This window comes from Bacillus ectoiniformans, from assembly GCF_016908875.1.
Taxonomy (GTDB): Bacteria; Bacillota; Bacilli; order Bacillales; family Domibacillaceae; genus Bacillus_BX; species Bacillus_BX ectoiniformans.
The window spans coordinates 145,093-160,170 of record NZ_JAFBES010000001.1 but is presented as its reverse complement, the minus strand read 5'-3'; the positions used below and the strand labels follow the sequence as shown (position 1 = coordinate 160,170).

Sequence of the window (15,078 nt, the reverse complement as noted above, 5' to 3'; positions counted from 1 at the left end):
ACCATATCCTTAAAGAGAATACCGGAGACGGAGGGAAATACATTGGAGCGACCGAAGATAGGAATTGCTTTAGGCTCTGGCGGAGCGAGAGGCTTTGCCCATATCGGTGTATTAAAGAAGCTGCAGGAAGCATCTATCCCTATCGATATGATTGCCGGCAGCAGCATGGGTTCCTTAGTCGCCAGCTTCTATGCGATGGGCCATGATATGGATCAATTATATAAATTATCAACAGCTTTTCGCAGGAAATATTTCCTTGACTTTATTGTTCCAAAAATGGGGTTTATTTCTGGAAAAAGAATTAAAGATTTCATAAGATTGTTCACCCATGGAAAGAATATTGAAGATTTAGCTATTCCTATTGCCATAGTAGCGACAGATATAAAAATGGCGGAGAAAGTGATTTTTACTGATGGCCCGATTGCAGAAGCTGTAAGAGCGAGCATAGCAATTCCAGGTATTTTCGTTCCTGAAAAAATTAATGGCCGCCTTTTGGTGGATGGAGGGGTCATAGACCGCGTTCCTGTTTCGGTAGTCAGGGATATGGGAGCGGATATTATCATTGGAGTGGACGTATCATCGGTGAAAAAGAACGCAGAGATTTCGACGATATTTGATGTCATTATGCAAAGTATCGATATATTACAATTAGAAATTATTGAAAATCGCCATTTGGCTTCGAATGTCATGATTCGGCCATCGGTAGATGAATATAGTTCGAAGACATTTACTAACATTGAAGAAATTATTAAAGCAGGGGAAATAGAAGCAGAAAAGATGATTCCGGATATACTGGAGGAAATGAACCGCTGGAAGGAGAAGCAGAATGAGAAATAAATGGACACCATTTGCTGTCATTTTATTAATGGTCATGATTGCAGCGACTTTTATTCGATTGCCCTATTATGTAACGAAGCCTGGAGATGCCCATGACCTAGATCCCATTGTGGAAGTGGCAGGAGGGGACGATGATCCGGGGACATTAATGCTGACAACCATTAAAATGGGGCAGGCGAATATCTTTGCTTATGCACTGGCTTCTTTTAGGGATTATGAAGAAATTTTGCCTGTAAATGATGTCAGAAGTCCCCATGAGTCGGATGAAGAGTACAATGTAAGACAGAAGTATTTAATGGATAATTCACAGCAAAATGCGGTTACAGTCGCTTTTGATGCAGCGAAAAAACCTTACGAATTACTATATAAAGGAATTTACATACTGAATGTCTTTCCGGACATGCCTGCCGAAAAAATTCTAAAAGCAGGCGACCGAATTATTGCAATTGACGGAAAAGAATTTGAATCTTCCCAGCAGTTTACGGAATATATTAAAAGCAAACAGCCTGGAGAAGAAGTAGCGATCAAGTTTGTCAGAGACGAAGATGAAGATGAGCAGAAAATCAAACTCAAACAATTTACTGAAACAGATTCAAAGCCAGGAATCGGCATAAGTTTAACAGATGACAGAGAATTAATCAGCAAACCTAAAGTAAAGCTGCATACAGAAACCATTGGCGGACCTTCAGCGGGATTAATGTTCAGTCTGGAGATTTATAATCAGCTGGTAAAAGAGGATATTGCAAACGGGAGAAAGATCGCAGGCACTGGAACGATTGCTCCTGATGGCACCGTCGGAAGAATTGGCGGAATCTCTCAAAAAATTGTTGCGGCAGACAAAGCTGGAGCTGAAATATTTCTAGCGCCTGATGATGAATTGTCGGAGGAAATAAAAAAGAAAGTTCCTGGCATTCAATCTAATTATCAGGAAGCAGTTATAACTGGGAAGGAAATAGGCACATCCATGAAGATCGTTCCTGTTAAAACCTTTAACGAAGCATTAACCTACTTAATGAATAATTAAAAAATCTCCATTAAAGCACCGGCTTTAATGGAGATTTTATTTATTAATTAATAATAGGAGATTGTTTATATTCATTCAGCATAAGGGAATCGTAAGAATGTGGAGGAAGGCCAAGTGCATAGACTTCTGTCGCTTTTAAATCTTGAGCAAGCAATTTCTTATGGGCTGATGCTTTAGAGATGATGGGAAGCCTGCAGTCTTTCTTGATGGTATTAAGATAGTTCCTTCCTTTTGTATTCATGCCTAACAGTCGAATGAACTCGACTTCTTTCGACCGGGCGAGCATCTCTTCCCTTGAAGTATTCGTTAAAATATGGACAAGCATTCGCTGAATTCTCGTCCATGTATAACGCTTTGTTTTCACTGCTTCCATGAATTCATTAAAGCTTTTCGAGTGGTGAGCGGCCTCCTTTAAACGATGCTCAATCCCTTCTGTTACCTCATAGATTAGGCTCAGATCTTGAGGGGTGGATGTGATCAAGCGATATTGCAGAAAGGGCCAATAGCGCTCCCAAGTATGAAAAACACGATAAGTCGTTAAGTAATCTTGCAGCTGCTGAGAGACTGCTTTGGGAACATAGGCGGCAATCGGCTCTACATGATCGCTGCCGCTGCTTATTAATTGTTTGCGGATGCTTGTCGCACTCGCGATCGTGCCACTGCCTAATTCTGTTTCGTGGTAATCGGCAGCTTGTCTTTTAATAGTATAAGGTGTCATGTTGGCATTCAGCATGTTATTTGCTTTAACATAATGATAGCCGAGAATATTATTGGGCTGTGATAAGTCAAGAGGCAACCCTTCAGAAAATACTTGGTTTCTTGCTAACGTTTGTGCTTTTGGAAAGCTATAGCCTTCTTTCATATAGGCGTGTATAAGAGGCTCTAATGAGGCGGATGCTGCTTGGATTTTTTTTTCGGTCTCAATAAAAGGTTCTATACGCCCATCTTCTGAGCCAAAGCAAAAAGTGTCACAAAACAGTTCCTGCAAAATAGAAATAGCACCAAAAGAAAACACCTCAGCTTTTTGTGTCGAAAAATAATAAGGCAGTTCAGCGACGAGATCTGCCCCATGATCTAGAGCCATTTTTGTCCGAGCCCATTTATGAACAAGAGCGGGCTCGCCCCGCTGCAGAAAATGTCCGCTCATGACAGCGATCACGACATCTGCTCCTGTCTGTCTCTTAGCTTCTTGGACATGGTAATGATGTCCGTTATGAAAAGGATTGTATTCAACAACGATACCAACTGTTTTCATTTGTATGTTCCTCTGTTATAGTTATTAGATATGCCAAACAAAACGAGTATCTAGTCATAGTATCCGGCAATCACTTTTATTGTCAGATATCTATGGTTAATTGTCAATTCACCTGGTTGTTTGCCTGAGGGACTGAACAGCGGAATTTGCTTTTCGGTGGTGTCTAGCAAAAGCCGTTAGGTGCTTGGGACAAAAGATCTTTTACCCTAAAGGCAAAGAGCGCCTTGAGGGTAAAAGCCTATTTGCCCTTCACACCTGAGCGAGCACGTTTTGCTTTTCGGTGGTGTCTAGCAAATCCCGCTAGGAGCTCGGGTCAAAAGATCAGCCACCATAAAGGCAAAGAGCGCCTTTTTGGTGTCTGCCTATTTGCCTGTCGCTCCTGAACAGCGGAATTTGCATTTCGGTGGTGTAAAGAAAAAATATTGACAAACGTTTGAGTGAAAGCTATAATTACTTTTGTTGCCTTGAGGTGATAGTATGAAATGGTCAATTGTTCAGCTGCAAAAATATCGTGATAAAGATTTTGTTCTGGATGAAATGGAAGATATGAGCCATTTGAAGAAACGTGAACCAGAGATCCGTGATATTTCTTTAGTCCATGTGACGGGAAGAGCGGATATTGCTCAGGAGAAGGTTACTTTTCATTTAAATGTATCGGGTGAAATGATTTTGCCTTGTTCAAGAACATTAGTGGATGTAACATATCCTTTTGAGGTTCAAATGACAGAAACGTATTTGTTGAAGCCTTCTTTATTCAGTGAGTATGGAGATGACGTTCATAAGGTTGAAGGTGATGTCATTGATATTACTCCAGCAATGGAAGAAGAAATTATTTTAGCAATACCTATGCAAATCTTCAGTGAAGATGCTGATCAGCATTTAACCCCATCAGGTAAAGGCTGGGAGTATCATAGTGAAGAACAGCTGTCAAAAGAGGAAGGCGAGAAGAAGGTTGATCCGCGCTTAGCGGCTCTTGCTGACTTTTTTGATGAGAAGAAAAAGTAAAAACCCGAGAAGTACCAGCTAACTCTGGCTTCACATATTAACATTCTCTTTAAGGAGGTGGAAATAATGGCAGTACCTTTTAGAAGAACATCAACAACTAAAAAGAACAAACGCCGTACTCACTTCAAATTGCAAGTACCTGGTATGGTAGCATGCTCAAACTGTGGTGAAATGAAATTATCTCACCGTGTTTGTAAAGCTTGTGGAACTTATAAAGGAAAAGATGTTGTTAGCAAATAATTTTTGCAATGAACATACTCCTAAATATAAAAAACGCGAAGAGGCCATGGCTCTTCGCGTTTTTTATATTTTCTATTGTTGTCCACGGGGTTGTACCCTACAATAATAAAAAGGGGTGGAAACTATGGATTACAGTCTTCAACGATTACATAATGGCATACTGGAGTTCAAGATTACAAGACAAGATAAGCGAAATGCAGTCAATTTCGGTGTCATGGAAGGGCTGAAGCAAGCTTTAAAACAGGCGAAGGCAGACGATGTCCGGGCTCTGGTTATCACGGGTGAGGGGGATCAAGCTTTTTGTTCTGGCGGCGATCTATCTGTTTTTCATGAATTGCGCACAGAAGAACAAGCCTACAGCATGCTTTCGCAAATGGGGCATATCCTATACGAACTTGCTACTTTGCCGAAGCCGACAGTAGCTCTTATTAATGGGACAGCAGTGGGAGGAGGCTGCGAAATTGCGACAGCCTGTGATTTCCGTATCGCGAAAGCAGGAGTGAAAATGGGGTTTATTCAAGGAACTCTGGCGATCACTACTGGCTGGGGAGGCGGAACATTGTTGTTTGAAAGAATTGCTCATGGGGATGCGTTAAAACTTTTGACTGCAGCTCACGTGCATAAGGCGGAGGAATTGGAATCTATTGGATTCATTAATCGTGTGGTAAACGAAGCGAATCATGAGGCAGCTGAAGAATTTTTAAAGGAAGAACTGGCTATCCACAGCACGGTTTTATCTGCCTACAAACAAATGCTGATTCGAAAATGGCAAGAAACGAATATTGCAGAACGGATGGAAAAGGAAACAAGGCAATGTGCGATTTTATGGGAAGCTGATGCTCACCACGAAGCGGTTGACCGATTTTTAAATAAAAGCAGCGCTAAATAATCAAAAGACCTCCTGGCGTTTCATCAGGAGGTCTTAAAGGTATGCCGCTTAACCAATCTTTTGAGTGTTAACTGTTGCTGGATCCCACAGCAGGCGAGAACTGTTTTCGTTGAAGCTTGCAAAGCCAATTTTCTCCCAGAAAGTATGGGACTTTACGCGCGGTTTCGTTAATATTGGCAATTCAAATGATTTAGCATAGTCGACTAACAGTAAGCCGAATCCTTTATTTTGATATTGAGGCAGGACCTCAAGCTTCCAGATCTCTAAATATTCATCACCGCTGTAATCGGGCAGCAGGAGGGCAGCGTCTTTTTTTACATATAAACACATACGGGCTGCAAGCTTATCTCCATAATAGATGCCATAAAAAGGAGAAGATGAATTGTCTTCCACCATCGTGATCTCAAGTTCTTCAAGCATGGATAACTCTTCTATTCCATATTCTTTAAACGATTTAAATTCTTCAATCGTTTTAAAATTCATTTTTAAATTCTCTACTTTTAAAGCCATGATAGTTCCCCCTTATTCGGTGTTTGAAAGCAAGATGCTAAATACAAAACATTTTAATTATTTCCTATTTAATTTATTTTCATTATATAATAGAACATCGAAGAAATGAATATTAGATTGATAACGCTTTCATTTTTGTGTGTAATCCACAAAAAAATAGAGTTTTTTTGTGAAAGAGAGGGAATGCAGTGAAAATAGGAGTTATTGGCGGGGGCGCCATCGGTATGTTGTATGCCACACGATTAAGTGAAGAATTCTCAGTTATGTTGTTTACACGAACGAGGCAGCAGGCGGAAGCCATTTCGAGAGATGGCGTGACAGAAATCGCTGAAGGACAAGAGAGGAATATAAGAATAGAAGCAAGGCCTATTGAAGAACTAGGTTCAAGCGAACTAGACATTGTGTTTGTCGCTGTGAAACAATATCATTTAGCAAATATTCTTTCTCAGCTGAATCAGATAGAAAGACGGACCCCCCTAGTTTTTCTTCAAAATGGGATGGGACATCTTTCATTGCTTCATGACCTTTCTTTTTCTGCTATTTATGTTTCGACAGTCGAGCATGGAGTGCAGCGAGTCGGGGAGACAGCTTTTCGATTAAGCGGACTGAATAGGACGAATATTGCCTTGTTCAAGGGAGGTTCGCCAATTCTGCCTGTCTTTCTTCAAAAAGTGCCGCCTCATTTTCCGTTTATATATAAAGAAAACGCTCGAGACATGCTTTTAGAGAAAATGGCAGCCAATGCTGTGATTAATCCATTAACAGCTATTTTGCGAATTCCAAATGGGGAATTAATCAGTAATCGTTCGTTCTTTCCATTAGCTCAACAGGCTTTTCGTGAATTTGAAGCTGTCTTCTATGAAGGAGAGAGGATGGAGGCATTTGAAGCTGTCATTGAGATATGCAAAAAAACTGCCGCCAACCGATCCTCTATGCTGAAGGATATGGAAGAGGGGAGACCAACTGAAATTGAAGCCATATTAGGCTACGTTCTAGAAGAAGCTGTGAAGAAGGAAATAAACACCCCCCTTTTACATTCTCTCTATCTAATGATTAACGGGCTGCAAGCGGAGATAGAACGCTAGAGCACATTGTTTTTCCATTTCCTTAGAGAGATGGTATACTCAACAGAGTATAAAATGCACGCAGAAAGGAAGTACATATATGCAATTGGAACGCCTTTTTGTTCCTGCTATTAACCGTTTTGCTTCTCAGTATACGAAGCAGGAAGCTCCAGTGACGGAATTCTTTCACTATAATTTAGCAGAGAAAGATCTATATATAAATCGAGTGGCGGATTTGAAAAAAAGAAATTTCATGAGACAGCCTCTTGCTGATTGTGTGGCTTCTTATATGAAAGCATTTCCGGCGTCAGAAGCAGTTAATGAATCTATACAAAAATTAAAAGACGAACGATCTGCTGTTGTCATTGGCGGTCAGCAAGCAGGTTTACTAACGGGACCTCTATATACAATCCACAAAATCATTTCGATTATACATTTAGCGAAACAGCAAGAAAAGCAACTCGACATACCTGTGGTCCCGGTCTTCTGGATTGCAGGGGAAGATCATGATTTTCTTGAAGTGAATCATGTGTTTGCAGAAGAAGGAACCGAGATGGTCAAGAAAGGATATCCTGAACGAGTTCTTGAGAAAAAAATGGTATCGGACATTGAATTTGACCCGAATGAAATGAAGCGTTGGGTAGAGGAAATCTTTTCTGGTATGGAAGAAACCAAGCACACGAATCCATTGCTTGAAACGATCTATGAAGCGATTGACCAGCATCAAACGGTGACCGGTTTTTTCAGTGCACTCATTCATTCTCTATTTCAGCAATATGGACTTTTATTAATAGATGCTGCCTACCCTCCTTTAAGAAAACTCGAATCCGCGTTCTTTAAAGAATTAATGAATCATGCAGAAGAAATTACGGATGCTGTATTGACGGCACAAAAGAATATCGCAAGCTACGAATTTAAGCCGGCCATCGAGCTGTCTCGGGCAGCTGCCAATTTATTCATATATAAAGATCAGGAGCGGATGCTGCTTGAGTATGACCAGGGAGTATTTAAAGATAAGCAAGGAACAGTCAGTTATACGAAAGAAGAGCTGGGACATTTGCTAGATGAATCGCCTGAACTATTCAGCAACAATGTGGTAACTCGTCCGCTGATGCAGGAGTGGCTGTTTCCTACATTGGCTTTTATCGCAGGTCCAGGTGAAATAGCTTATTGGGCAGAGCTTCAAAAAGCATTTGAACTATTCGATATGAAGATTCCTCCGATTGAAGCGCGGTTAAATATGACTGTGGTAGAGAGACCTGTTAAAAGAGAGCTTGACCGCATGAACCTGTCACTCGATTCTGCACTTATAAATGGAGTAGAAAAAGAGAAACATGAATTTTGGCTTACTGTTAAAGATGAACATTTTCATGAAATGATTGAGTCTTTGAAGGAGACTTTAGAAAAACAATATGCAGAAATAGAAGAGCGTGCAAAGGGGCTGCATAGAGGTTTAGCTCCTATCATCGAAAAGAATATGGATTTTCATTTAAATCAGCTCAACTATTTACAAGACAAAACAGATCAATTGCTTAAAGAGCAGCATGAATCTGTATTAAATCGTTATGCGAGAATACAAAATGCCTTAAGGCCTAATGGCGGACCACAAGAGAGAACGTGGAATATTTACTATTATTTAAACAAGTATGGTTCAGCCTTTATGGACGATCTTATAAATCTAGATTATCAATTTACCGGAGAACACCAAATTATTCATTTGTAAGCAGGATAGCCGCACACAGTTTGCGGCTATTTTTTTGTGTCAAAATGATACAAATTTCATAGGAAAGGTGACAATTTTTTGAATTACGCTTTGTTTGTGGTCATTTAGACATACTGCGAGGCACTTTGATTCTAGTGCTGTAGAAATCGTTAGTAAAATGATGCTTATTAGCGAAATAAAAGGAAGAAAAAATCCTTATAGATAAAGGGAAAAGATCATAAAAAGCCGAAATGAAAAGAGTGGAGAAAAGTGGGGGGATGTGGTACAGTTAGGGGAGAAAGTGGGGTATTGGCTATGTTCATGGGTGAGTATCAGCATAATGTAGATGCTAAAGGACGTTTAATCATCCCTGCTAAACTGAGAGAGCACTTAGGTGAATCTTTTGTGTTGACCAGAGGCTTAGATCAATGTCTGTTTGGATACCCTATGAACGAGTGGAAAGTGCTTGAGGATAAAATGAAGGCGCTGCCGCTCACTAAAAAAGATGCCCGTGCTTTTATAAGATTCTTCTTTTCCGGAGCTAGTGATTGTGAACTAGATAAACAAGGGAGGATTAACATCCCTTCCACTCTTCTCAGCTATGCGAAGCTTGAGAAAGAGTGTATCATCCTTGGCGTATCTAACCGGATAGAAATTTGGGATAAATCTATATGGGAAGATTACTTCATGAAATCAGAAGAGTCATTCTCAGAAATTGCTGAAAACATGATCGACTTTGACATTTAAGGATTTGATTGGAATGGTGACAGATGAATTTTGAACATACAACAGTGTTACTGAAAGAAACGGTCGATGGTTTGAACATTCGTCCGGATGGTGTATATGTAGATTGTACACTTGGCGGTGCGGGACATAGTGAATATCTCCTATCCCAGCTGAATGAGGACGGGAAACTGTATGCATTCGACCAAGATGAAACAGCTTTAAAACATGCGAGTGAGCGTTTATCGCGTTTTGGCGATCGAGTGACGTTTATTAAAAGCAACTTTCAATTCATTAAAGAAGAGCTCCAGAAGCTTGGTGTAGAAAAAGTAGATGGAATTTTGTACGATTTGGGTGTTTCTTCGCCCCAGCTGGACACGCCAGAAAGAGGGTTTAGCTACCACCACGATGCTCCGCTCGATATGAGAATGGATCTAACTGGCGGGGTAAGTGCGTATGATGTCGTCAATCATTGGGCGTATGAAGATCTCGTGAGGATATTTTTTCAATATGGGGAAGAGAAATTCTCTAAGCAGATCGCTCGAAAAATTGAGGCGGCCCGGGCCGTTGCTCCCATTGAAACGACAAGTCAATTAGTGGAGCTGATTAAGGAAGGAATTCCTGCACCGGCAAGAAGAAAAGGAGGCCATCCGGCAAAGCGGGTATTTCAGGCGATCCGGATTGCGGTGAATGATGAACTGGGTGTGTTTAAACAGTCTTTAAAGGATTCCATTGACCTGTTGCACCCAAAAGGACGAATTAGTGTCATCACCTTCCATTCTTTAGAAGATCGAATTTGTAAAACCATCTTTAAAGAAGCGAGCAGCGGGCCTGAGCTTCCGCCAGGACTTCCGATTATACCAGAAGAATACCAGCCGGATTTAAAGCTGGTTACAAGAAAACCAATCCTGCCATCAGAAGAGGAACTTGCTATAAATAACCGAGCGAGATCAGCGAAATTACGAATTGCAGAGAAAATAAAGTGATGAGATAACGGGGGGAGAAAATGAGCAATTTAGCAAAAACGCAGCCGCTAATGCCTGAAGCGGAGCGGCTGTCGCCACCAAAAAAGCAGAAATTAAAAAAACGTTGGTTTACTCCTGGGGAAAAAATTCTATTTCTAGTTTTTAGTTTTATGATTTGTTTTATGGGTGCAAAGATTGTTTCGACGGAAGCGGCGATTTACGAAACGAATAAACAAATTCAAGATGTAGAGGTTCAAATTAAAGATCAAGAAAAAATAAATCATGACCTGAAAGTTCAAATCAGTGAAGAAAGTACATATGAAAAGATATGGAAACGCGCAAAGGAACTAGGTCTGAACTTAAGTGAACAAAATGTTAAGGTTGTGCAGCCTCAATGAACCAAAATAGAAAGAATATGAAAAAAGGAGCAGCGATATTATTCTCAATATTCGCGTTGCTCTTTTTTGTCTTATTAATGCGTTTTGTCTATATCCAAATAACCGGCCAGGCAGACGGTCACTCATTAAAAAATGAAGCGCTTCAAAAATACTTAAAAACGGATGTTTTAGAAGCTAAGCGAGGGAATATCTATGACCAGCATGGCCAGGTCATTGCCGAAGATACAAGTTCCTTTACAATTGCCGCTATTTTAAGTCCGTCGATGACAACCAATCCTAAAAAGCCAAAGCACGTGGTCGATCCAGAAAAAACCGCGGATGTGCTCGCTAAGTATTTAGATATGGATGAACAAGATATTGAAGAAAACTTGAAGAAAAAGGCGTTTCAAGTGGAGTTCGGTTCGGCAGGCCGTGATTTGTCTAATAGTGTCAAACGGAAAATAGAGGAAGAAAAACTGCCGGGAATTATCTTTATTAGAGATTCCAAAAGATTTTATCCAAATGGGAAATTTGCTTCGCACTTAATCGGCTTTACACAAAAGCTGGAAGAAAAGAAAGATGGTAAAGTCATTCATGAAACAAAAGGCCAAATGGGCATTGAAAAAACGTATGAAAAATATTTAAAGGGAAAAGACGGAAAGATTCAGTATAAGAGCGATCTGTGGGGCTATCTCCTTCCTAATAAGAAAGAGATGATTGAAGAACCCGATAACGGAGATCATGTCTATTTAACGATCGATTCTAAAATCCAGACATTTTTAGAAGACTCTTTAAATGAAGTAGAGAAACAATACAAACCAGGAAAAGCTTTTGCTGTGGTAGCAGAAGCAGATACAGGCAAGATTTTGGCTATGAGCCAAAGGCCTTCTTTTCACCCGTCAACGAAGGAAGGGCTTGGGGATAACTGGAACAATGATTTAACAGCTTATTCCTTCGAGCCAGGGTCTACGATGAAGATCTTCACATTGGCCGCAGCCATTGAAGAAGGAGTCTTTAATCCCAATGCGATGTATAAGTCCGGTCGTTATAAGGTTGGTTCTGGGTCCATTCGTGACCATAATGGGGGACGAGGCTGGGGAGACATTACCTATTTAGAAGGAGTGCAGCGTTCGTCCAATGTAGCGATGGCCAATCTGCTTGAAAAAATGGGTCCTGATGTCTTCAGGCAGTATTTAGAAGACTTTCATTTTGGCAAACAAACGGGCATCCGCCTGCCGAATGAAGCGAAAGGAAGCATTTTGTACCGCTATCCAATTGAACAGGTTACTACGTCATTTGGCCAAGGGACAAGCACTACTCCGCTGCAGCTTGTGCAGGCAGCTTCATCTGTTGCGAATGACGGTAAAATGATGAAACCATTCATTATTGATAAAGTTGTCGATGATCGGACGAAAAAACCCATTCAAGATACCACACCTGAAGTGGTTGGAGAGCCAATTTCAAAAGACACGGCGAAACAGGTCCGCGATATCCTTGGAACGGTTGTATCGTCTGAACATGGAACAGGAAGACCTTATCAAATTCAAGGCTACGAGGTAGCAGGAAAGACAGGAACCGCACAAATAGCGGGCCCTGACGGCAAGTATATGACCGGCGTAAATAACTATGCCTTTTCTTTCTTAGGAATGGCTCCAAAAGATGATCCTCAGCTCATTATGTATGTAGCAGTGGCTCAGCCGCACCTTAAAGGAGAATCAGGTTCAGCACCGGTATCTAAAATATTCAACCCTGTTATGAAAAACAGTCTGCAGTATTTGAATATTAAACCGCAGCAGTCCATTACGAAAAAAGTCATTAAAATTAAAGATCTTCAGGGAGAAAATACCGAGGAGACTGTAAAAAAACTTCGAGCAAAAGGCTTGAATCCTATTGTAATAGGAAAAGGCAAAGAAATAGAGAGCCAGCTGCCTTCAGTTGATGGAAGTTTGCTGCAGGGAGAAAAAATCATCATAAAAACAACTGGTTCAGCCACGATGCCGAACATTGAAGGCTGGTCGCTCCGAGATGTCATGAAGGTAGCGAAAGTCGCTGATTTAAAAGTCAGCTATTCAGGTGAAGGATATGTCATCAGGCAAAACATCAAACCGGATGCTCCGCTGAAAAAGGATCATAAGCTGATTATTTCGCTAGCTGGACAAAAAGAAATCATGCTGGAAAAACAAAAGAAGGAAGAAGAATTAAAGAAACAGCAAATAGAAAATGAAAAAGAAACCGAAACCGATCTTCCGAAAGAACAAGACTCGGAATCCGTTGAAGAAAATGAACAATAAGAAAGCTGCCAATGCGCAGCTTTCTTTTTTTCATATTGTTTTTTTCTGGGCATATATTGGACAAGAGAGAGTGGAAGGAGGGACAAGATGAAAAGAGTATCAACCGTGACAGTCAGAAAAAGACTGATCTTTATTTTATTGGCAGGTTTATTCATCTTCTCAGTTATTGCTTTCCGGCTAGGCTATGTTCAGTTTGCCCTCGGAGACAATTTGACCGATAAAGCAAAAGATTTATGGAGCCGAAATATACCCTTTGAACCTGAGAGAGGAAAGATCACGGATCGAAACGGAGTAGCGCTGGCTTCTAATAAGAGTGCCCCGACTGTGTATGTGGTGCCGCGTCAAATTAAAAATCCGGAAGAGGCGGCTAAAAAACTGGCAGCTGTACTAAATATGACAGAAAAAAAGGCCTATATGCACATAACTAAAAAATCTTCTATTGAAAGAATCCATCCTGAAGGCCGGAAGATTACGTTTGAAAAAGCGGAAGAAGTGAGGAAGCTTGGGATTGAGGGAATCTATATTGCGGAAGATTCCAAAAGACATTACCCATTTGGCAAGAACCTGGCTCATGTGCTTGGTTTTGCAGGTATTGATAACCAAGGACTGATGGGTCTAGAAGCATATTACGACAAGGAACTAAGCGGTGATAAAGGATCTATGAGATTCTTTTCTGATGCCAAAGGGCAAAGGATGCCACAAATGGCAGATGGCTATGCGCCTCCTGTAGATGGACTTGATTTGAAATTGACGATTGATTCTAAAGTGCAAACGATCGTAGAAAGAGAGTTAGATTTGGCAGAAGCCAAGTATCAGCCAGATGGAGCGATCGCCATTGCGATGAATCCAAATAATGGGGAAATCCTTGCCATGGCAAGCAGGCCATCATTTTCTCCGGAGAATTTTCAACAAGCTTCTCCCGATGTGTTCAACCGGAACCTCCCTATATGGAGTACATATGAGCCGGGGTCTACTTTTAAAATTATTACTTTAGCGGCAGCTCTTGAGGAGAATAAAGTGGACTTGCATAAAGACCATTTCCATGATCCAGGCGCTGTGGAAGTGGGGGGAGCAAGACTTCGGTGCTGGAAAAAAGGCGGCCATGGGCATCAGTCCTTTCTTGAAGTCGTAGAAAATTCATGCAACCCGGGGTTTGTGGAGTTAGGGGAGAGATTGGGAAAAGAAAAGCTGTTTGATTATATACGAAAGTTTGGATTCGGAGAAAAGACTGGCATTGACCTGCAGGGGGAAGGAAGAGGGATATTATTTGATATAAAGCGTGTAGGTCCGGTTGAACAGGCAACAACCGCTTTTGGACAAGGGGTGGCAGTGACGCCGATTCAGCAAGTAGCCGCTGTGTCTGCTGCGGTAAATGGAGGGATTCTTTACCAGCCGTATGTGGCAAAAGAATTGATTGATCCTATAACGGGAGAAGTAGTCAAGCGGAAATCGCCTATTGCCAAACGCAGAGTGATCTCACCTGAGACATCGAAACAAATACGGACGGCGCTTGAAAGTGTAGTAGCGAAAGGAACAGGAAGAAACGCATTTGTGGAAGGGTATCGAGTAGGAGGAAAAACAGGTACGGCGCAAAAAGCGAAGGATGGCCGTTATTTAGAAAATAATCATATCGTTTCATTTATTGGCATGGCACCGGCAGATGACCCGCAAATCGTTGTCTATACAGCTGTTGATAACCCAAAAGGAACCATTCAGTTTGGCGGAACAGTTGCTGCTCCAATTGTTGGGAAAATTCTAGAGGATAGCTTGCAGGTGCTGAACGTCAAGCCTCGAGCGAAGCAAATAGAAAAAGAAACACAATGGAATGATCCGCAAATTGTGGAAGTGCCGAACTTAGAAGGATTAACGAAGAAAGAATTGACACAGCAGCTATTTGAGCTGAAACTTCAATCCTCTGGTGATGGAGATAAAGTGTTCAAGCAGTCGCCGGCTGCTGGAACGAAAGTGGAGGTAGGCTCAACAATTAGAGTCTATTTAAATTAAAAATAATACGACATGATCGACACCTACTCGTTAATATTGCGGGCAGGTGTTTTCGTTTTATCAATAAAACGATGGAAAATAAGACAAAAAAATCATGCAAAAGATTGAAATTGTGATAACATGGTCGTTGTGTGTCTTGGAAAAGAAGTCGCATCTATTTGTTATTTTAGATAAAATAATAAAGTAATTTAA

14 protein-coding genes are annotated in these 15,078 nt (G+C 41.0%); 12 read left to right on the top strand and 2 right to left on the bottom strand.

From position 1 onward, the window contains the following. Positions 1–42 precede the first annotated feature (42 nt). Positions 43–837 carry a patatin-like phospholipase family protein gene (locus JOC78_RS00785; protein WP_204552072.1) on the top strand — a complete coding sequence of 265 codons (795 nt, stop codon included), beginning with the start codon at positions 43–45 and terminating at the stop codon, positions 835–837. Continuing rightward, positions 827–1,861, top strand: coding sequence for a SepM family pheromone-processing serine protease (locus JOC78_RS00780; RefSeq protein ID WP_204552071.1), 1,035 nt, complete (start codon positions 827–829; stop codon positions 1,859–1,861). Before JOC78_RS00785 ends, JOC78_RS00780 begins: the two co-directional genes overlap by 11 nt. A 43-nt stretch (positions 1,862–1,904) precedes the next feature. Here JOC78_RS00780 and JOC78_RS00775 read toward each other — a convergent pair whose 3' ends face one another. Further along, the gene (locus tag JOC78_RS00775) at positions 1,905–3,116 is read right to left on the bottom strand and encodes a nucleotidyltransferase (protein ID WP_204552069.1); all 1,212 of its coding nucleotides are present in this window, start codon (positions 3,114–3,116) and stop codon (positions 1,905–1,907) included. A 477-nt stretch (positions 3,117–3,593) separates the two neighbouring features. Between JOC78_RS00775 and JOC78_RS00770 the strand changes: the two genes are divergently transcribed. The 3 genes from JOC78_RS00770 to JOC78_RS00760 all read left to right on the top strand — a co-directional run bounded on the left by JOC78_RS00770 (position 3,594) and on the right by JOC78_RS00760 (position 5,250). Next, a complete protein-coding gene (locus JOC78_RS00770; RefSeq protein ID WP_204552067.1) occupies positions 3,594–4,121 on the top strand; it encodes a YceD family protein in 528 nt (175 codons plus the stop codon). A gap of 66 nt (positions 4,122–4,187) precedes the next feature. Continuing rightward, entirely contained in the window at positions 4,188–4,361 is a 174-nt protein-coding gene (gene rpmF, locus JOC78_RS00765) for a 50S ribosomal protein L32 (protein WP_204552065.1), read from the top strand. Between the two features lie 124 nt (positions 4,362–4,485). After that, entirely contained in the window at positions 4,486–5,250 is a 765-nt protein-coding gene (locus JOC78_RS00760) for an enoyl-CoA hydratase/isomerase family protein (RefSeq protein ID WP_204552063.1), read from the top strand. A 48-nt stretch (positions 5,251–5,298) separates the two neighbouring features. On the opposite strand, the gene JOC78_RS00755 is transcribed toward JOC78_RS00760, so the two are convergent. Next, positions 5,299–5,760, bottom strand: coding sequence for a GNAT family N-acetyltransferase (locus JOC78_RS00755; protein WP_204552061.1), 462 nt, complete (start codon positions 5,758–5,760; stop codon positions 5,299–5,301). Between the two features lie 188 nt (positions 5,761–5,948). Between JOC78_RS00755 and JOC78_RS00750 the strand changes: the two genes are divergently transcribed. The 7 genes from JOC78_RS00750 to JOC78_RS00720 all read left to right on the top strand — a co-directional run bounded on the left by JOC78_RS00750 (position 5,949) and on the right by JOC78_RS00720 (position 14,886). Then, a complete protein-coding gene (locus JOC78_RS00750; RefSeq protein WP_204552059.1) occupies positions 5,949–6,845 on the top strand; it encodes a 2-dehydropantoate 2-reductase in 897 nt (298 codons plus the stop codon). A gap of 79 nt (positions 6,846–6,924) precedes the next feature. Continuing rightward, positions 6,925–8,547 (top strand): bacillithiol biosynthesis cysteine-adding enzyme BshC, encoded by a 1,623-nt coding sequence (gene bshC / locus JOC78_RS00745; RefSeq protein ID WP_204552057.1) that lies wholly within the window; start codon positions 6,925–6,927, stop codon positions 8,545–8,547. 294 nt (positions 8,548–8,841) lie between these two features. After that, positions 8,842–9,273, top strand: a complete 432-nt coding sequence (gene mraZ / locus JOC78_RS00740) for a division/cell wall cluster transcriptional repressor MraZ (RefSeq protein WP_204552895.1) — start codon at positions 8,842–8,844, stop codon at positions 9,271–9,273. A 23-nt stretch (positions 9,274–9,296) separates the two neighbouring features. Beyond that, positions 9,297–10,235 (top strand): 16S rRNA (cytosine(1402)-N(4))-methyltransferase RsmH, encoded by a 939-nt coding sequence (gene rsmH / locus JOC78_RS00735; protein ID WP_204552055.1) that lies wholly within the window; start codon positions 9,297–9,299, stop codon positions 10,233–10,235. Positions 10,236–10,255: 20 nt separating this feature from the next. Then, on the top strand, positions 10,256–10,612 hold the full coding sequence (gene ftsL / locus JOC78_RS00730) for a cell division protein FtsL (RefSeq protein ID WP_204552053.1): 357 nt from the start codon (positions 10,256–10,258) through the stop codon (positions 10,610–10,612). Next, complete coding sequence (locus JOC78_RS00725; RefSeq protein WP_204552051.1) at positions 10,609–12,882, top strand: penicillin-binding protein; 2,274 nt, start codon at positions 10,609–10,611, stop codon at positions 12,880–12,882. Before ftsL ends, JOC78_RS00725 begins: the two co-directional genes overlap by 4 nt. An 87-nt stretch (positions 12,883–12,969) precedes the next feature. Next, positions 12,970–14,886 (top strand): stage V sporulation protein D, encoded by a 1,917-nt coding sequence (locus JOC78_RS00720; RefSeq protein ID WP_204552049.1) that lies wholly within the window; start codon positions 12,970–12,972, stop codon positions 14,884–14,886. Positions 14,887–15,078: the final 192 nt, after the last annotated feature.